This window comes from Bradyrhizobium sp. B097 (assembly GCF_038957035.1).
Taxonomy (GTDB): domain Bacteria; phylum Pseudomonadota; class Alphaproteobacteria; order Rhizobiales; family Xanthobacteraceae; genus Bradyrhizobium.
In genome coordinates, this window is record NZ_CP152412.1 from 6,441,932 (window position 1) to 6,459,185 (window position 17,254).

The 17,254-nt window shown below is 61.9% G+C and carries 10 protein-coding genes and 1 pseudogene; 5 read left to right on the plus strand and 6 right to left on the minus strand.

Annotated features, from left to right (window positions below; all coding sequences use genetic code 11):
* Positions 1-49: 49 nt before the first annotated feature.
* Genes pncB through AAFG07_RS29940 form a run of 3 tightly spaced genes read left to right on the plus strand, consistent with a single transcriptional unit; the run spans position 50 to position 3,480 of the window.
* Positions 50-1,354, plus strand: a complete 1,305-nt coding sequence (gene pncB, locus AAFG07_RS29930; RefSeq protein ID WP_342723355.1) for a nicotinate phosphoribosyltransferase — start codon at positions 50-52, stop codon at positions 1,352-1,354.
* A gap of 46 nt (positions 1,355-1,400) precedes the next feature.
* On the plus strand, positions 1,401-2,696 hold the full coding sequence (locus tag AAFG07_RS29935; protein ID WP_342723356.1) for an O-acetylhomoserine aminocarboxypropyltransferase: 1,296 nt from the start codon (positions 1,401-1,403) through the stop codon (positions 2,694-2,696).
* A 4-nt stretch (positions 2,697-2,700) separates the two neighbouring features.
* A complete protein-coding gene (locus AAFG07_RS29940) occupies positions 2,701-3,480 on the plus strand; it encodes an alpha/beta hydrolase (protein ID WP_342723357.1) in 780 nt (259 codons plus the stop codon).
* Between the two features lie 297 nt (positions 3,481-3,777).
* Here AAFG07_RS29940 and AAFG07_RS29945 read toward each other — a convergent pair whose 3' ends face one another.
* Positions 3,778-8,913 (minus strand): hypothetical protein, encoded by a 5,136-nt coding sequence (locus AAFG07_RS29945; protein WP_342723358.1) that lies wholly within the window; start codon positions 8,911-8,913, stop codon positions 3,778-3,780.
* A gap of 373 nt (positions 8,914-9,286) precedes the next feature.
* Between AAFG07_RS29945 and AAFG07_RS29950 the strand changes: the two are divergent.
* Positions 9,287-9,429, plus strand: a pseudogene (locus tag AAFG07_RS29950) (alpha/beta hydrolase); the annotation flags it as partial.
* 1,054 nt (positions 9,430-10,483) lie between these two features.
* On the opposite strand, the gene AAFG07_RS29955 reads toward AAFG07_RS29950, so the two are convergent.
* Entirely contained in the window at positions 10,484-10,786 is a 303-nt protein-coding gene (locus AAFG07_RS29955) for a hypothetical protein (RefSeq protein WP_342723359.1), read from the minus strand.
* A 516-nt stretch (positions 10,787-11,302) separates the two neighbouring features.
* On the opposite strand from AAFG07_RS29955, the gene AAFG07_RS29960 reads away from it, so the two are divergent.
* On the plus strand, positions 11,303-12,100 hold the full coding sequence (locus tag AAFG07_RS29960) for a helix-turn-helix transcriptional regulator (protein WP_342723360.1): 798 nt from the start codon (positions 11,303-11,305) through the stop codon (positions 12,098-12,100).
* Positions 12,101-12,539: 439 nt separating this feature from the next.
* Here AAFG07_RS29960 and AAFG07_RS29965 read toward each other — a convergent pair whose 3' ends face one another.
* The 4 genes from AAFG07_RS29965 to AAFG07_RS29980 all read right to left on the minus strand — a co-directional run bounded on the left by AAFG07_RS29965 (position 12,540) and on the right by AAFG07_RS29980 (position 17,060).
* The gene (locus tag AAFG07_RS29965; RefSeq protein WP_342723361.1) at positions 12,540-13,562 is read right to left on the minus strand and encodes a trypsin-like peptidase domain-containing protein; all 1,023 of its coding nucleotides are present in this window, start codon (positions 13,560-13,562) and stop codon (positions 12,540-12,542) included.
* Between the two features lie 91 nt (positions 13,563-13,653).
* Positions 13,654-14,103, minus strand: coding sequence for a hypothetical protein (locus AAFG07_RS29970; RefSeq protein WP_342723362.1), 450 nt, complete (start codon positions 14,101-14,103; stop codon positions 13,654-13,656).
* A gap of 7 nt (positions 14,104-14,110) precedes the next feature.
* Positions 14,111-15,712, minus strand: coding sequence for a GMC family oxidoreductase (locus AAFG07_RS29975; RefSeq protein ID WP_342723363.1), 1,602 nt, complete (start codon positions 15,710-15,712; stop codon positions 14,111-14,113).
* A gap of 124 nt (positions 15,713-15,836) precedes the next feature.
* Positions 15,837-17,060: a cytochrome P450 gene (locus tag AAFG07_RS29980; protein ID WP_342723364.1), complete on the minus strand. Its 1,224-nt coding sequence runs from the start codon at positions 17,058-17,060 to the stop codon at positions 15,837-15,839.
* Positions 17,061-17,254 lie beyond the last annotated feature (194 nt).

The window sequence follows — 17,254 nt, forward strand, 5'->3', positions numbered from 1 at the left end:
CGCCCGAAACCCACTGGGCGGGCGCCGTTCGGCAGGCTACAGTTCCGGCATGGCGGTCACAGATATTGCAACCCGGACCTATAATCACGGCTGGCGGCTCGATCCGATCGTGCGCAGCCTGCTCGACACCGATTTCTACAAGCTGTTGATGATGCAGATGATCCGGGAATGCTACCCGGACACGCAGACGACCTTTTCGGTGATCAACCGCTCGACCCATATCCGGCTTGCCGAGGTCATCGACGAGGGCGAGCTGCGCGCCCAGCTCGACCACGCCCGCACCATCCGCTTCGCCAAGAAGGAACTGATCTGGCTCGCCGGTAACACGTTCTACGGCAAGACCCAGATGTTCTCGCCCGACTTCATCAACTGGCTCTCGACCTTCCGCCTGCCCGAATACGAGCTGCACAAGGTCGACGGCCAGTATGAGCTGCATTTCCACGGGCCCTGGACCCACACCACGATGTGGGAGATCCCGGCGCTCGCGATCCTCAACGAGCTGCGCTCGCGCGCGGCGACCAAGACCTACGGCCGCTTCGCGCTCGACGTGCTCTACGCCCGCGCCAAGGCCAAGCTGTGGGCCAAGGTCGAGCGGCTGCGCAAGCTGGACGGATTGCGGCTGTCCGATTTCGGCACGCGCCGCCGCCACGGCTTCCTGTGGCAGCGCTGGTGCGTCGAGGCGGTGAAGGAAGGCCTCGGCCCGTCCTTCACCGGAACGTCGAACGTGCTGCTCGCGATGGACAACGACCTCGAGGCGATCGGCACCAACGCCCACGAGCTGCCGATGGTGGCCGCGGCACTCGCCGACGACGACCAGGAGCTGCGCTGGGCGCCTTATCGCATCCTCGACCAATGGCGCCACGCCTATGGCGGCAACCTCCTGATCGCGCTGCCCGATGCGTTCGGCACCAAGCCGTTCCTGCGCGATGCGCCGGACTGGGTCGCCGACTGGACCGGTTTTCGTCCCGACAGCGCGCCGCCGATCACCGCCGGCGAAGAGATCATCAAGTGGTGGAAGCAGAAGGGCCGCGACCCCAAGGAGAAGCTGCTGGTGTTCTCCGACGCGATGGATGTCGGCTCGATCGAGGAGACGTTCCATCACTTCAGGGGACGCGTGCGCGTCAGCTTCGGCTGGGGCACCAACCTCACCAACGATTTCGTCGGCTGCGCGCCTGATGGCACCGCCGAGCTCGATCCGATCTCGATCGTGTGCAAGGTGACGTCGGTCGACGGGCGCCCGGCCGTCAAACTCTCCGACAATCCGGAGAAGGCGACCGGCATCCCCACAGAGGTCGAGCGCTATTTGCGCGTGTTCGGCAATGTCGGCCGCGTTCGTACCGCAGTCCACGTCTAAATCAACGCACCGATCACTCCGATCGACTGACCTGACGAGTTTTCGCATGCCCGCACCCAAGCCGCCAGCCTTTGAAACCTTGAGCCTGCACGCCGGCCAGCGCCCCGATCCCGCAACCGGCGCGCGCGCCGTTCCGATCTATCAGACCACATCCTACGTGTTCCAGGACGCCGACCACGCCGCCGCGCTGTTCAACCTGGAACGTGCCGGCCACATCTACACCCGCATCTCGAACCCGACGACTGCGGTTCTGGAGGAGCGTATCGCCGCGCTCGAATGCGGCGTCGGCGCGATCTGCACCGCCAGCGGCATGGCCGCGATGCATCTTGCGATCGCGACGCTGCTCAATGCCGGTGACCACATCGTCGCCTCCGCCTCGCTCTATGGCGGCACCATCAACCTCTTGGCGCACACGTTGCCGCGTTTCGGTATCACCACGACCTTCGTGAAGCCTCGTGCGCTCGACGAATTCCGCGCCGCGATCAAGCCGAACACCCGGCTCGTGATCGGCGAGACCATCGGCAATCCCGGCCTCGAAGTGCTCGATATCCCGGCGGTCGCACAGATCGCGCATAATGCGAAGATTCCGCTGCTGATCGACAACACCTTCGCGACGCCCTATCTGAGCCAGCCGATCGAGCTCGGCGCCGACATCACGATGAACTCGGCGACCAAGTGGCTGGGCGGCCACGGCATCGCGATCGGCGGCGTCATCGTCGATGGCGGCCGGTTCGACTGGCGCGCCTCCGGCAAATTCCCGCAGCTCACCGAGCCCTATGCCGGCTATCACGGCATCGTCTTCGACGAGCAGTTCGGCAAAGCCGCCTTCATCATGCGCGCCCGCACCGAGGGCCTGCGCGATTTCGGCGCCTGCCTGTCGCCGACCAACGCCTTCCAGCTGCTGCAGGGCATCGAGACGCTCGGCGTCCGCATGGACCGCCATGTCAGCAACACCCATGCAGTGCTGGACTTCCTCACCACCAACAAGGCCGTCGACTGGGTGCTGCATCCGTCGCTGGAGACGCATCCGGACTACGCGCTGGCGAAGAAGCTGTTGCCGCGCGGCGCCGGCTCGATCGTCAGCTTCGGCATCAAGGGCGGCCGCGCCGCCGGCAAGAAGTTCATCGAGTCCCTGAAGCTGATCAGCCATCTCGCCAATGTCGGCGACGCCAAGACGCTGGTGATCCATCCCGCCAGCACCACGCACCAGCAGATGGACGCCGATCAGCTCAAGGCCGCCGGCATCGGCGAGGAGTTGGTGCGGCTATCGGTCGGCATCGAAGCCGCTGAGGATATCATCGACGATCTCGGCCAGGCGCTGCGCGCCTCGCAAAGGACTTAAGACCATGCAGCTTTCCGTCAACGGGGCCGATACCTTCATCGCGACCGGCGGCAAGCCGTTCGATCCGCAGCTCGCCACGGTGGTGATGATCCACGGCGCCGGCTTCGACTCTTCGACCTGGGCGCTGCACAGCCGCTGGTTCGCCCATCACGGCTATTCCGTGCTGGCGCCGGATCTCCCCGGCCACGGCCGCTCCGCCGGCAAGCCGCTCGCGACCATCGCCGAGATGGCTGACTGGACCGCCGCGCTGATTACTGCGGCCGGCGCGTCGAAGGCGCGGCTGATCGGTCATTCGATGGGCTCGCTAATCGCGATCGAGACCTCGGCACGGCATCCCGACAAGGTCTCCGGCCTCGCGCTGATCGGCACCGCCGCGACCATGACGGTCGGCCCCGATCTGTTGAAGGCGGCCGAGGCCAATGACGTGGCCGCGATCGACATGGTCTCGATCTGGGGACTCGGCTTCAGGGCCGAGCTCGGCGGCAGCCTCGCGCCCGGCCTCTGGATGCACCAGGGCGCGCAGCGGGTGCTGCAGGAGGCCAAGCCCGGCGTGCTCTACAACGACCTCAACGCCTGCAACGCCTACCAGAACGCGCTCACGGCTGCGGCCGCGGTCAAGGTGCCCGCGACGTTCGTGCTCGGCGAGCGCGACATGATGACCCCCGCCAAGGCCGGCAAGGCGCTCGCCGCCGCGACGCCGAATGCCCGCACCGTGGTGTTGCCAGGCGCCGGCCACATGATGATGGTCGAGCAACCCGACGAGCTACTGGCCGCGCTGCGGTAGCGACGCCGCGAAGCCTTCTCCCGCTGTGGGAAAAGATGGCGCGCAACGAGCGCCCAAAAAATATCGAAAACAACCCCATGCAAAGTAGCAGGGCGGCAGCCGGCACTCGGACAAACAACTTGACGCGTCGGGCAAATCAGCGATATCTTCCATTATTCCGAAATCTCGCGAACGTCTCGCCGCCTGCGCGCGTCCGGCACGCTTGATCAGACGCCCCCTCCGCACGGGAGGCTCTAAGCGCCTCGCGAAGGAGTGGTACGTTCATTTGTGACATGGTCGAGGGGAAAGCCCGCCACTCTAGGTTCGATCGGCACGCAGAAGCCTCCGGGCGCGCTCCTGTAGCGCAAGGGCCGCAGCTACCTGTCTAGCAACGAGAATATCAATCAAAGTGAGATACGTTGAACGAGCCGCAGGGCTACCGGCGAGGAGCGAGATATCCTCAGTAAGCATCGCGTCGAGCAGATTTACCAAGCTATCGAGCGCAGAAGATCTCGAGGCGATGTAGACCGGATGTTCGCCAACGAGGGCGGAGTGAATCCATTCGAGACCACCCAAGCGCAGTCGTTTCCCTGTCGACGAGCTAAGGAATGCGCAAATCGCCGTTATGTTGTCGTCGTCCCTTCTGAGATGCGCGACGGCCCAAGCGTCATACAGCGACTTCAGCTCGAAAACCAGTGTCTGAAAGGCCGGGTTAGCGTTCAGGGTAGACGTTGCATTGCATCCCAACACCTGAGTGAGAATCCTCTGGCCGTAAAACCAAGGATTCCCGTTGCCCCAAGTCGGAGAGCTCAATGCATACTCAATCATCCGACCCCAGCGCGCCACAAATTCTTCGGCGTCAGCCGTAGCCGCCTCGTCGAACCAATACTGAAAGAAAGTGCCGATCGCGTGATGCGCAGGAGCGCCCAACCTGAGAACAGGCTCCCACAGGTCAATCGCAGATTCGATTGGCTCTCGCGAAATACGCTTGGCAAGGTGACTCAGCAGATTATAGCCAAGCTGTGTTGGTCCCGGATCGTCGTCGAGTTCATCGTCCGAACGATGCCGAAGCCAGACTTCAAAGGACCAGAGAGACAGGAGGAGCCGCCGTTCCTCCGCTAGTTCGGCAGCTGTCCCGGTTGGTGATCCGTTCTCACGGTCCGAAAGGGAGAGCCAATAGAAGGCATTTTCTAAGAAAGACCAATCAAGACCGTTCGAACGCCGATCATCGGGCGGAAAATCCCGACGCCAACCCGGCTTGCTATGAGAACGCCTCCAACGAGCACGCTCAAGCCGTTCAACGCGATTCGCGATATTTGCTGCGTCGATCCTCTCCAGAGAAGGTGATGCTCCTTCGATCCGCCAACCCCGAAAGCGACGAAGCCAAGCATCCCAGACGGGAGTTGCGTCTTCATCACCGTATCCCGGTCGGAGGATAGAAAGACCAGCCCAAAGAAGACCAAGGTCAACCAACCGCGGCCATCGCTCCCCAATCCTGCGACGCTGTAGGTACGCCAGCGAGAACAACAGTTTCTCGGCGCCGCTATTGCCGCTGGTCATTAGCTTCATGACAGCAGCATCGGTCTCGATAGATGGGCTTTCCAACCAGTTGTAAAATACTGCGTACGTTAGGAAGGTTAGATTGTCGTGGAGGTCGTACTTGGCGCGCCGAGCCTCTTCGGCAGTTTCAGCGATGCTCGCAAGCTCCCTACGGACGATCTCACTCACTTCCTGCTTGATGTCGGCATGCTCCGAAAGCCAATCGCGGGCCTTTGCTGCGAGGGTGCTCGCGACGGCAATCCTTGCACGAGATTTGAAGTCATCTTCTAGAGAAGATTCGTTATCAATAATCGGCAGGCAAGCGGCGAGTTGTTGGGCCTTGTCGGAATCCAACGGTTCAGTCCGACCTAGAATTCCCAAGCAATGGTCAGGAAGGGCCAAAACGGTCTGAGGGGCGACTTTCGACTGTTGAAATGCAATTATGTCGGCAGCTAAGTCAGTCGGACACCTGAACTCGCGTTTCTTCTCGCCATCAGCCCCGGCAGCGGCGACAACATAGTTTGCGCTGTCGAGCCGCGCTTGCAGAATCCTTTGTTCAAGTGCAGCTTTCTCGTCGCCTGTTGCCGTCCACGTCGCGGCCACTTCTCCGAGGGATTTAGCGAAGCTATCATTTGTGCCAATGAGCTCCACAATGATGCTCGTCATCGTCACCCTATGATGAGCGGCGAAGTGCCAATCCCGGGCAATGTTGAATGCAATCTCGCCGAGTGGAGCAAATTGCATTCCAGCAAAATGGACGTGCAAATCCTCAACAAGGTTCTCGTCAAAGAGATGGAGTGCTTTGTTTGACGCTAGCGGCCTAAGAACATTGAGAAAGAGATCAGGTTTAAGCTTGCCGGCGTTGACCAGCACGGCAAGAACCGCCACCGATTGCGTACCTTGAATGAGCTTCTCTGCGAGTGGCGTAATATCTTCGCCAGCTTCCACTAGCAGTGAGAGCCAGCGCTCAAGCGCGGCCAGACCACTGTTGAGCTGGCCGGCTGAGCTAGCGTTTGACAGGCACCAATCGTAGACACGACTGTTGCCAAAATACTCCTTCTCGCTCCCATCATTCATCCGAAGCTTAATGCTCGGGTAACGCCCTTCGGAGTGTCGTTTAACTTCGTTGATCCATCGGTCCGTACAGAAATTGACAAGCTTTACGAACGTTTCGAGCGCGACGTCGCGGTCAATCTGAAAAAAGGAAAAGAAGGGGCTCTTCCAGTATCCTGTCGGATAGGACAGGCTATCGTATTCAAGTCCTGCGTTCTCCTTAAAGCGCGACGTCCCATACTCTTCTTCAGGCGCGCTCTCGACGATGACCGCCAACAGCAGTTCCGCGGCTGCAGCCGGTCGAACCCTCATCAAAGGGAGAAGGGCCGCTCCATGAGCGCACGTGTTTCGAAAATGTGTGTCAAGGCGGCGTCGAGGCCCCATCGGCCACGGCGGTAACTTTCGCCCCGAAGGAATGTAGGTCGGGAACGACTGCTTTTGCTCATGCCGCGCTCTGTATTGCTCATCTGTGAGCAACCGTTCTTGGTGCTCAGCGGCTTCCCTTTTTCGGTGTTCCGCGACGGCGGCCGCGAGATACGCATCTAAGGGGCGACGTTGGGCCATTTCGAGCGCCCATTCAGAGACCTTATCTGGCAAGTCAGGCGCGGCAGCAAATGCCGCTGAGAAGATCTGCTTGACCGATTCATCTGCGAAGATCGTATTTTTTCTCTGTTCCAGCTGGACCGCACGAGCGGTCGCTACGGCAAGTTCGGCGAACTGCTTGCGAAGCGGAAAAGGGGAACCACCGTACTCTGCTGGAAACGCGCTCAACCAGCGTTCGCATACGCTGCCGACGACGGAGGCGCAAAGACCGGCAATTGCCGCCTGATGGGCGCTTAAGAACCTCGCGAGGCCTCCCCAACGCCCAGGTATGGGCGTCCGAAACTGAGCCTCCAGATAAAGGGAGAATGAAGGCTCAGCATAGAGGACGTCAGCAAGGAGTTTAGACTGGCCGCCGGGGACCGTCGCGACATGGAGGAACCGACGAAGCAAACGGTTGAGCTGCCTGCCATGTCCACCGAGGAGAAGATCGATGCGTTCAGTGAGGAATACTTCAGCATTCGGGTCTAGACACAGGGCATCCAGCAAGACATCGGCCGCAGATGCATTCCCGCTGTTGCTAGCCACGGACTCGAATGCGACGTCCCAGGCGGAGCGGCCGTCCGGCGCCCTTTCGCGGAGGAGAAATCCGCCGAGCATGCGAAGAGCGCCCAACCAAAGCGGATTGCTTGCTAAAGCGGCCCACTGTTCGGTGTCCATCGCAATTGATTTCAGGCTTTGAAATCGAGCCCAGTCAGAGGCCAGGTCATGCTCGAACTCGATCCGGTTGTAACGGTTGCGGCGGAGCGGAAGCTGGGGCGGCTTGCTATCAATAGCCTGGGCATCGCCCGGCTCGAGTTTGCTAACTTCGAAGCTGTGCTCGAAATTGGCTTCGCGAGTGGCAAGGACCATCAAGGTACGCTGGAGGACTACACGGTCGTCCGTCCAGTAGCGCCATAATTGATCCGCAATGGTAATGTGCGACGTAAGCGACGAGGCGTCCCCGTTCTCGAATTGAGTGGCCGCTTGCAGGACCCAAGCCAGGGTCCGGAGATTTGTGAGCGTATAGACGATCTCATCGTGCGCAACCGCCCATTTCAGTTGTGGTGCCGATAGGAGGCCTTGCCGGACCTCATCTGCTGCGAGGAGTCTCACGTCGTAGTACAGCGGCAAGGTGGAGTTGCTAATGCGCTGCAGCTTACCCCGCGACCAAGCATCAACTTGGCCGACGATGATCACGCGCCAACTCGATAGCGAGAGCTTGTTATGTTCAATGAGGGTGCCGACGAGTGACTGCGCCTGAGCTGCAAGCTCGTCGGGGAACCGTTCGGCCGCGTCCAGCACGAGAACGTTTTCGGAAGACGGGCTGTAGCGCAAGACATCTGCTAGAGGCCCGTTGAAGCCAACGGATTGGCGTTTCAGAGGCGAAAGAAGAGTCTCCAAATCATCCAGTCTCAACCAAACTTGTTTCCAGGTAGGATAGCGCTGATCCAGCGTCGATTTTACAAGAGCCGATTTTCCGGTCCCCGATTCACCATACACCACGACAATCGACCCGATCGAGAGGCGGTCGACCAGCGCGTCTGTCCCGGCCTGCCGTTCAAGCGAAGTGCCTGTTGGAAGTGTGGTTTGGACTTGGGCCCTAACATCACTGGTAATCGCATCGAGCGCAGTCCACGGGCGTTCGAAATTGATATGGCCTTTCAGGATGAACGTCTTGGTCAGTTTCGACCAAAGTAGATCTAACTTGATAATGCCGTGAGTTGTGCGCGCCGCTTCAGCCTCGTCGACTAATGCAACCCACAACTGGACCGCTTCGGCCTGCTCACCGCTCACTAGAAGGCGTCGGCATTGACTAATCGCCGCGGCTCGGTTCTCTGAATTTGGAAGGTCGAAGTCGGTTGAGAGAACCTCCAATGTGGAAAGCAGCGCGATCACATCCTGGTCTGATACGGTGGGATCAACAGTCTGGATGGCCGCTTTTGCATTGTCGAAAATCTTGGCGTGAGCCGCTGTCTGCTTTGAACGAGCAAGAGCAAGCGGATTGTCTGGATGAGAAGTCCAGCTTTTGATGTCGGCCCAGAGCGGTTCGAAGGTTTGGTGCTTGCCGCGCGTTGCAAGCATCAGTTTGTCTTTAGCGCGATTGAAAGAGCCTCCTGGCTGAGCGTTCTTCCACTGTTGCCAGCTCGAAAGGACGAAGCTGTTGGGTAAGCCTGTTCCGGTTACCTGTGTATTGCTTTTGCACGAAATGGCTAGTTTATCGGCCGAACGACTGACGGCGATTACATCATCGATCGACCACCCGAGGGCGGCTGTCTGCATGTAAAGTACATCGCCAAGAGCCTCGTCCCCGAGACTGGGGAGTGGCTCACCGGACAGCATCTTAACAAGCAGATAGGCTGCTACCTGGTCCTCGAAAACGAATCCGGGGCCGGCGGTAGATCGCGTCGTTACCGACGGTTTCCGGTTACGGGGTCCAGATTGGTCGGATTCGTTCACCATCGTCCAATATGATATTTACTCTTGCGCGGATTGCCAAGAAGCGTCGCCCAGAGGTAGTAGGCCGAGCTGCAAGGTACGGCGCAAGCTCAATGGAATGTTCGGCGTATAACTGCAAAGGTAGTGTCGGCGACGATAGCGTCGGCGGTATTGCGAGGCTCGATTGCCAGGCTGCTCAAAATTGGGAGATCGCTGCGGCGAGCGCGACAAGATGACCCCGGCCAAGGCCGGCAAGGGCCTCGCTGCGGCGACGCCGAATGCCGAATTGTCGTGCTGCCGGGTGCGGGTCACATGATGATGGTTGAGCAGCCCGACGAGTTGCTGGCGGCGCTGCGGTAGCGGAGCCGCGGGCTCCTCTTCCCTTGTCGGAGAGGGTCGCGCGGACGCGGGCCCGCGCCGGATGAGCGCCGTCAAAAAATCGAAAACAACCCCATGCAAAGTAGCCGGGGGCCGCCGGCCCTCTGACAAGCAACTTGACACGTCGAGCAACTCAGCGATATCTTCTATTATTCCGAAATACCGCAAACGCCCAGTCCGACAGCGTAGGCGTCCGTCGCGAAGAGCGAAATTAGCTTGCGTTGCGTTGAGTCCTTTTGCACTCTCAGCTCAGGAGGCCGATGCATGAAGATGAAGATAATGACCGTCGCGTGCGCTCTCGGAACGGCCCTGGTGCTGTGTAACCTCGGGACCTCCGCTGCTGAGGCCCGGACGCGGAAGGCACAAGTCGTTCATGAACGAACGAGGGTCGTGATCTCGACGCCCGTGATAACGCCGACTCCGTGGGATTATTATATTGTTCCACGATATCGCTATCGCCCTGAAGACGACCGGGTCGATCCATATGGGCCGCCCCTGGTGTCGTCTTGGCGGCTCTATGAGGGGTGGCGGTGGCCGTACTGGTGGTGAACAGCGATCACGCCAAACAGGTCGCATTCCGGGAGAAGTGGTGATCGTTCCCTGACGGACGCGGCGCTGGAGCGTAACGCCGGGACAAGATCGCGCATCGTGATGCTGCGTAGTGACTACGGACCGCTGTGGGTCAAATGCCGCCGTTGGGGGTCCAACCGGGCGGCGTCCGCTCTATAGGCGGCTTCGGGCCAGAGGCGGACCTTCGGAGGGTAGAGATCATTCGTGCTTGAGTGGTGCTACGAATGCCGTAGCTAGTCGCGACCCTCGTAGGTCAGCCAACGTCTTGCCGGCGCTGACGGCTTTGTTAACGACAGCCACTTCCGCACTATGCTGCGCAGCTAAGCTGAAGTGCTGTCTCGAATGTGTGCGTAGCCATTCAACGAAACTCTCAACACTCCGCCACGTCGGGTCGTCTGAAAATCGCTGTGGTGGCCCAAAGCTTTCGTCCTTGTTGGGCCACTGCGGCGGCGTTCGCCCGGTTCGGTTACGGGAGCGGCGGGTTCGAAAGGCTGCGCCTGAGCAAGACCGGCTCCCAGAAGAATCGGGCGGCTTCGGACGTCGCCTCGTGCCGGCAAATTCCGATGTCTTTGAGGTATTCGGCTTTGTGCCTGAGGTCGGCAAGAAGCTCCGCCCTGAAGCGGGCGCGTTGGTACCAGGTGACGAACAGCGCGAGGGGCGCCAAACCGCGCAGATGAAAATCCCTTGTGGGGAGAATAGTGTCGGAGATGCCCATTTGGGACTTCGCCTGGGGCGCATTCGCCGCCTCAGAAAATGCCGTGTGCGTCATCGCTGACTTCCTCCATCGAGCGGCAAAAGACGAAAGAGATCGCGTGATGACCTCTTGACCTTGTCGTGGGCAGCTTCACCCCAATCGAGAACTTGATCGTCCTGTTTGGTCAATGCGATCTCTTGGCTGATGGCCGTCGTGAAGCCGGAATGCAAAGGGATCAGTCAGGGAGCGCTGACGCCCGGCATCGGACCGGTCGGGCGGATCGACACCTTGGCCGGTCGCTGCTGCGCGAAAGCTGCGAAGGCAATCAGAAATGTGCATGCTAGGACGATGAAAGAGACGGGACGCCGTCGCCTCTCCGTCTGGTCGCCCCCGGGCTTCTCAAGCCGGCGCGCGCCCGTTGTTGTGCGCATCGTTGTTCTCCCGATGACGTTACGGGAGAGGATCTGTCTTCCCAGCACCCGTGCCGAATATGGCGCCACGCGAGGCTTCTGAGAACTACCTAGAAAGGTGGTTCGCTGTGCTTTATGTTTGCCCGCGCCGGCTCGGCTTCCTGCACAGGTTGGGAATGACATGCATCTCTCGACCGACCCCACCGATCCGCAAAATCAAGAAGTCTATGCACTCTGGGATCAGCTGGCCGAGTTCTCTGTCGTCGACGGTGACGCCGCGCTGATACACCTGCTGTCCGCGCTGCGTACTATGTTGTCGGCACGCAATGTGCTATGGGGTGCCGTCGTGCGATTGCCTTCGCCGAAGCGGGCGGATCCCTTGCTCGGCTGGCGTCCGCGCCTCGTCAGGGTGCTGGACCCGATACCGGCGGTGGCGGCGTCGGTGCAGAAGCAGTACGACACACTCTGGTCCGACGACGTCGACCTGTCTCAGATCCTTTCTATGTCGGGCGATGAGCCGTTCCGCGTCCGCCTGCTGTTCGAAGCGCTGCCGCCGGAATGGTTCGAGGGCAAGCACTATCGGCGGCACTATCTGGACGTCGGCTTCGCCGACAGCATTTCCGTGCGCATTGCGCTCAATGACGACGTGAGGATTCGTCTGTTCGTGTTTCGCGATGCGCAGGCGCCCCGCTTTACGGCGCAGGACGGCCAGCGTCTGGGCTTCGTCATGCGCGCCTTGAGATGGTTTCACCGAGAACAATTGCTCAGCCACGGGCTGCTCATCGCCAACGCGCCCCTCACACCCGCTGAACGCCGCGTGTTGCTCGCCCTGCTCGACGGGGACACCGAAAGCCGGATCGCGCAGAAGCTCGACCAAAGTCCGAACACCACGCATTTCCACGTCAAATCGATCTACGCCAAGTTCGGCGTGCGCAACCGCCCGTCGCTCTCTGCGCTCTGGCTTGGCAAGCTGCGATAACGAACTGAAGGCGCAGTCCGGCGATGACGCCCTTGAGTTTTAGGATGGCATCCATCGCTGTATACTCAGCCTCCCGAACGTCAGCTAAGGGTCACAACCGGCGAAGCTCACGATGAGCGCAAGATTTCCGCTTCGCCTCCAAGACCCGACATTTTTGCAAGAGCACGACCACTCAGGCGGTCGGAAAGAATTTCCACGCGGCTGCCTGCGGCACGCGTCGGACGGAGTAGCATTGCCGCAGCCCTTCTTCCCTCCTCCCCTTGTGGGAGAAGGTGGCGCGAAGCGCCGGATGAGGGGTTCTCTCCACAGATGAGATCGCGGAGGCAGACCCCTCACCCCGCTTCGCTGCGCGAAGCGACCCTCTCCCACATCCGCCTTCGCCAAGGCTACGGCGGACATGAGGGGAGAGGGTGCATCTCGCGCGCGGATGGGCCCAGGATCACTGCTTCGCAGGCTTCCGCTCGATCGGGTGGATCTCGATCGCGCGGAGGCGGCCGAGGCGGAGTACGTCCAGCGACAGGGTCCGGTCGATCCGGCTGTGATCGAGCGCGCGGATCAGGTCGTCGACGCCGTGGATCTCGACGCCGTCGAGCCTGATGACGACGTCGCCGGGCAACAGGCTGGCGCGCGCTGCCGGGCTGTCCGGCTCGATCTGCATCAGGAGAGCACCCATCTTGTTCTCGACGCCGGCGAGCACCGCATGCCGCCTTGGCACCGGCGCAGTCTGGCCTGCAACGCCGATATAGGCGCGGCGGACATAGCCGTGGCGGATGATCTCCGACAACACGAACTGCGCGGTGTTGCTGGCGACCGCAAAGCAGATGCCCTGCGCGCCGTTGATGATCGCGGTGTTGATCCCGATCACCTCGCCCTTCGAGGACACCAGCGGCCCGCCGGAATTGCCGGGATTGAGCGCGGCGTCGGTCTGGATCACGTCCTCGATGGTGCGCCCGCTGACCGAACGGATCGAGCGGCCGAGCGCCGACACCACGCCGGCGGTTACCGTCGATTCGAAGCCGAGCGGATTGCCGATCGCGACCACCAGCTGGCCGCGCCGCAGTGTCTTCGAGTTGCCGAGCGAAGCGTAAGGCAGGTCGCGCGCGCCATCCGCCCGCAGCAAGGCAAGGTCGGTGTCGGGATCGACGCCGAGCACATGGGCATCGGTGTCAAAGCCCTCGGTGTCGCGCAGGCGGATCTCCTTCGACGATCCGACCACATGGCTGTTGGTCAGCACGAAGCCGTCGGGCGAGATCACGATGCCCGAGCCGAGCCCGCCGCGCTCGCGCGCGTTGCGCACCCTGGGTCCGGTTTCGACGCGGACCACCGCGGGACCGACGCGGTCGGTGACGTCGATCACGGCATTGGAATAGGCGTCGAGCAACGCCCGGTCATCGGTTTGAGCAGCATCAGCCGCCCGCGATGACGGCGTGTCAGCAGCGACATCTGAGGTAAAATCCAGCATGGCGAGAGTCCTTTGGTCACCTCAAATGGTGACCGGTTCCCGCCGCTGCAAGTGGTTACGCCCCCGCCCCGCCCTGCACCTGCCCGATCGGCTAGGTCGCCCGTCGCAGCGTGCCGCCGCGCGCCTTGACCGGGTCGAGCAGCGACCAGTCGCCGTCCGGCAGCACGTGGCCCTTCGGGAACGGCGCGCGCAGCTCGAGGCCGAGCGAGCGCAGCACGCGGTCGTCGCGGTAGTAGCATTGCAGCACGACGCGGACGAGCGTCGCCGCGGCAGCGCCGCCACGGCTACGAAACTCCCGCGCCACCGCATCGCGCCTGGCCTCGTCGAGTTCGGCGAGCGGCTTGCCCGCAAGCTGCGCCAGATGATCCAGCGCCTGCGCGACCAGCGCGGTGTCGCGGCCGAGTGTGGCGAGCATGTCGGCCTGGATCACGGCATCATCAGCCCCCGGTACCTTGTACTCGGCGCTTTCGGGAACGATCATCGCGGCAACGGTGCGCAGATCGGCGCGCTGGGCTGCGGTCAGTTGTTTTGCATCGGACATGTCGGTCTCAGTCGAACAGATTGGCGAGGCGCTGCTTCATCTGGTCGGCGATGTAGAGCGCGAGGGCCTGGATGGTGGAGGTCGGGTTCACGCCACCCGAGGTGACGAAGATGCTGCCGTCGACGATGAAGAGGTTCTTCACGTCGTGCGAGCGGCCCCATTCGTTGACCACCGAGCGCGCGGGATCGGTCCCCATTCGCGCGGTGCCGAGCAGATGCCAACCGCCCCAGGGGATCGGATCGTTGATACAGATGTCGGTGGCGCCGGCGGCCTCGAGGATCTCCCGGCCCCGCGCCAGGCCGTGATCCATCATCTTCCGGCTGTTCGCGCTGATCGTGTAGTCGATCTTCGGCGCCGGGATGCCGTGGCTGTCCTTCAGATCAGGATCGAGCGTGACGCGGTTATGCTCCTCCGGCAGATCCTCGCAGATCGCCGACACCGCGAGACGATGACCGTTGAGCTTGCGGAACACGCGGTGATGATCCCCACCCCAGGGCAGGATGCCCTTCTGCTCGCTCGCGACCGCCTCGAACACCGGCCCGGCGCCGCGGCCGAACTGGATGCCGTAGCCGCGGACGAAGCCGCGCGACAGATCCGTGTCGTAGAATTCCTTGCTCCACAGGCAGGTCGGCGGCGCATGGTTGCTGTCGGTCGGCTCCTTCACGAAGCCGTAGACCTGCGCGTAGGGATGGAACATCAGGTTCTTGCCGACCAGGCCCGACGAGTTGGCGAGGCCATTCGGGAATTTTCCCGACACCGAATTGAGCAGCAGCCGCGGCGTGCCGACGCCGTTGCAAGCGATGATGACGACCTCGGCCGGCTGGAATTGCTCGACGCCGTCCTTGTCGTAATAGACGACGCCCGAGGCCATGCCGTGCTCGTTGGTCAGGACCTCGCGCACCCGGCAATGGGTCTTGACCTCGACCCCAGCGCGGATCGCGTGCGGCCAGTAGGTGATGTCGGTCGAGGCCTTGGCACCCTGGGCACAGGCCGGCGTGCAGTGGCCGAGATTGATGCAGCGCGCCCTGCCCTCGTAGTCCATCGTCGCGACCGTGGTGTCCGACGGCCACCAGTGCCAGCCGAGCTTGTTCATGGCCTTGCCGATCAGCGGGCCTGACAGCCCGAGCGGCTGCTGCGGCATCGGCGGATGGCTGAGCGGCGACAGCGGATCGCCCGACAGGCCCGAGACGCCCATCATGCGATCGTTCTCCTCGAAAAACGGGGTGAGCGCGTCGTAGTCGATCGGCCAGTCGTCGGCGACGCCGTCAAGCGTCCTCACCTTGAAGTCGGAGGGATGCAGCCGCGGCCAATGCGCCGTGTACATCACCGTCGAGCCGCCGACGGCGTTGAAGTTGACGACCTTGATCGGCGAGTTGTCGTCATTGATCGGGTAGTCCTCGGGCCGGCGGCGAACGTTCGGGCTGGATGACCACTCGCCGTAGAATTTCGCCTCCCAGTCGCGCCCGGTGCTCGGATATTCGGCAGGGTTCATCCAGCCGCCCTGATCGAGGCAGAGGATATGCATCTTGGTATCGGCGAGGCTCCAGGCTATCGCGGCGCCGGAGGCGCCGGCGCCGATGATCAGGACGTCAACGGGATCGTTCTTCATTCTTGTTTCCTGGTATGTCCTCTTTCGTCATTGCGAGGAGCGGAGCGACGAAGCAATCCATGCTTCCGCGCATGACGCACGATGGATTGCTTCGCTTCGCTCGCAATGACGGGGGTGATGCGGCTCAATTGACGATTCTCACCGGCAAGCTTCGTATACCGCGGATGAAATTGGAATAGAGCCTTTGCGGCGAGCCCATCAGCTCAAAACGCAGATCGCGCGCCAAAACCTCCTCCCAGAGGATGCGCAATTGCTGCTCGGCGAGGCGGTCGCCGACGCAGCGGTGGACACCGGCGCCGAAGGCGAGATGCTGGCGCGGCTTGGCGCGGTCGATGATGAATTCGTCGGCGCGCTCGATCTTGTCCTCGTCGCGATTGCCGGAGATGTACCACATCACGACCTTGTCGCCCTTCCTGATCCGCTTGCCGGCGAGCTCGACATCGTTGCGCGCGGTGCGGCGCATATGCAGAACCGGCGTGTGGTAGCGGATGGTCTCCGACACCAGGTTCGGGATCAGCTCCGGCCTCCCGCGGACCAGCTCGAACTGCTCGGGATTCTCGCACAGCGCCATCAGCCCGGCGGACATCGAATTGCGCGTGGTGTCGTTGCCGCCGACGATCAGGAGCCCGATCGTGCCGATGAACTCGCGCGGCTCCAGATTCCGCGTCGCTTCAGAATGCGCCAGCATCGAGATCAAATCGAAGGTCGGCGGCGCATCGATCCGCGCGTCCCAAAGCTTGCGGAAATATTCTCCCATCTTGACCAGCTCGATGGTGCGTTCAGCCTCCGAATGCACGACCGCGTCGGGGGACTCGACATTGGCGATCGCGACATCCGACCACCAGGTCAACTTGGCGCGGTCCTCTGCGGGAAAATCGAACAGCGTCGCCAGCATCATGTTGGTGAGGTCGACCGAGACCCGCTCGGCCCAGTCGAAGGTCTCGTTGCGCGGCAGTGCGTCGAGCACGGCCGAGGTACGCTTACGGATCAGCCCATCGAAATTGGCGAGGTTCGACGGCGCCACGATCGGCGCGACCGTGCGGCGCTGCGCGGTGTGGCCGGGCGGATCCATGCGGATGAAGCTCGGCCGCTCCTGCCCCTTCGGCTGGTCAGCGACCTGGATACCGCCGAGCTCGGAGGCCGAGGAATAGTTCTGGTGGTCCAGCTCGACCGCAAAGATGTCGTCGTAGCGCGTCACCGACCAGTACGGGCCGTAGGCGGAGGCCTCGCAATAATGCACGGGATCGTCGCGGCGGAGCTGCGCGAACAGCGGCCGCCAGGTGTCATCCTGATAAAGTCGGGGGTTGCTGACGTCTGTTGACGTCGGCTTGCGCAGCGCCTCTCCCATCGCTTCACTCCCACAGGTTCCGTCGCCGCTTGGCGGGCGATCGTCTTGTCGGGTCGACGATAGAGGAAATCCCGCGGCTGAGTAAAGCCGCGGGGGGACAGTCCGCCGCGCGGAATGCGCGCAGGCCGACGCACCCGGCAAATCGCGATGGCTGCCCCGCTGTTCGATGTTTGTCGGCAGCGGTCAGACCGGTT

Bases quoted from the DNA above. Each gene is read 5' to 3' on its own strand.
- AAFG07_RS29980 (WP_342723364.1), bottom strand. From the start codon at position 17,060: ATGGGAGAGGCGCTGCGCAAGCCGACGTCAACAGACGTCAGCAACCCC.
- AAFG07_RS29940 (WP_342723357.1), top strand. From the start codon at position 2,701: ATGCAGCTTTCCGTCAACGGGGCCGATACCTTCATCGCGACCGGCGGC.
- AAFG07_RS29975 (WP_342723363.1), bottom strand. From the start codon at position 15,712: ATGAAGAACGATCCCGTTGACGTCCTGATCATCGGCGCCGGCGCCTCC.
- AAFG07_RS29965 (WP_342723361.1), bottom strand. From the start codon at position 13,562: ATGCTGGATTTTACCTCAGATGTCGCTGCTGACACGCCGTCATCGCGG.
- AAFG07_RS29935 (WP_342723356.1), top strand. From the start codon at position 1,401: ATGCCCGCACCCAAGCCGCCAGCCTTTGAAACCTTGAGCCTGCACGCC.
- pncB (WP_342723355.1), top strand. From the start codon at position 50: ATGGCGGTCACAGATATTGCAACCCGGACCTATAATCACGGCTGGCGG.
- AAFG07_RS29945 (WP_342723358.1), bottom strand. From the start codon at position 8,913: ATGCAGACAGCCGCCCTCGGGTGGTCGATCGATGATGTAATCGCCGTC.
- AAFG07_RS29955 (WP_342723359.1), bottom strand. From the start codon at position 10,786: ATGACGCACACGGCATTTTCTGAGGCGGCGAATGCGCCCCAGGCGAAG.
- AAFG07_RS29960 (WP_342723360.1), top strand. From the start codon at position 11,303: ATGCATCTCTCGACCGACCCCACCGATCCGCAAAATCAAGAAGTCTAT.
- AAFG07_RS29970 (WP_342723362.1), bottom strand. From the start codon at position 14,103: ATGTCCGATGCAAAACAACTGACCGCAGCCCAGCGCGCCGATCTGCGC.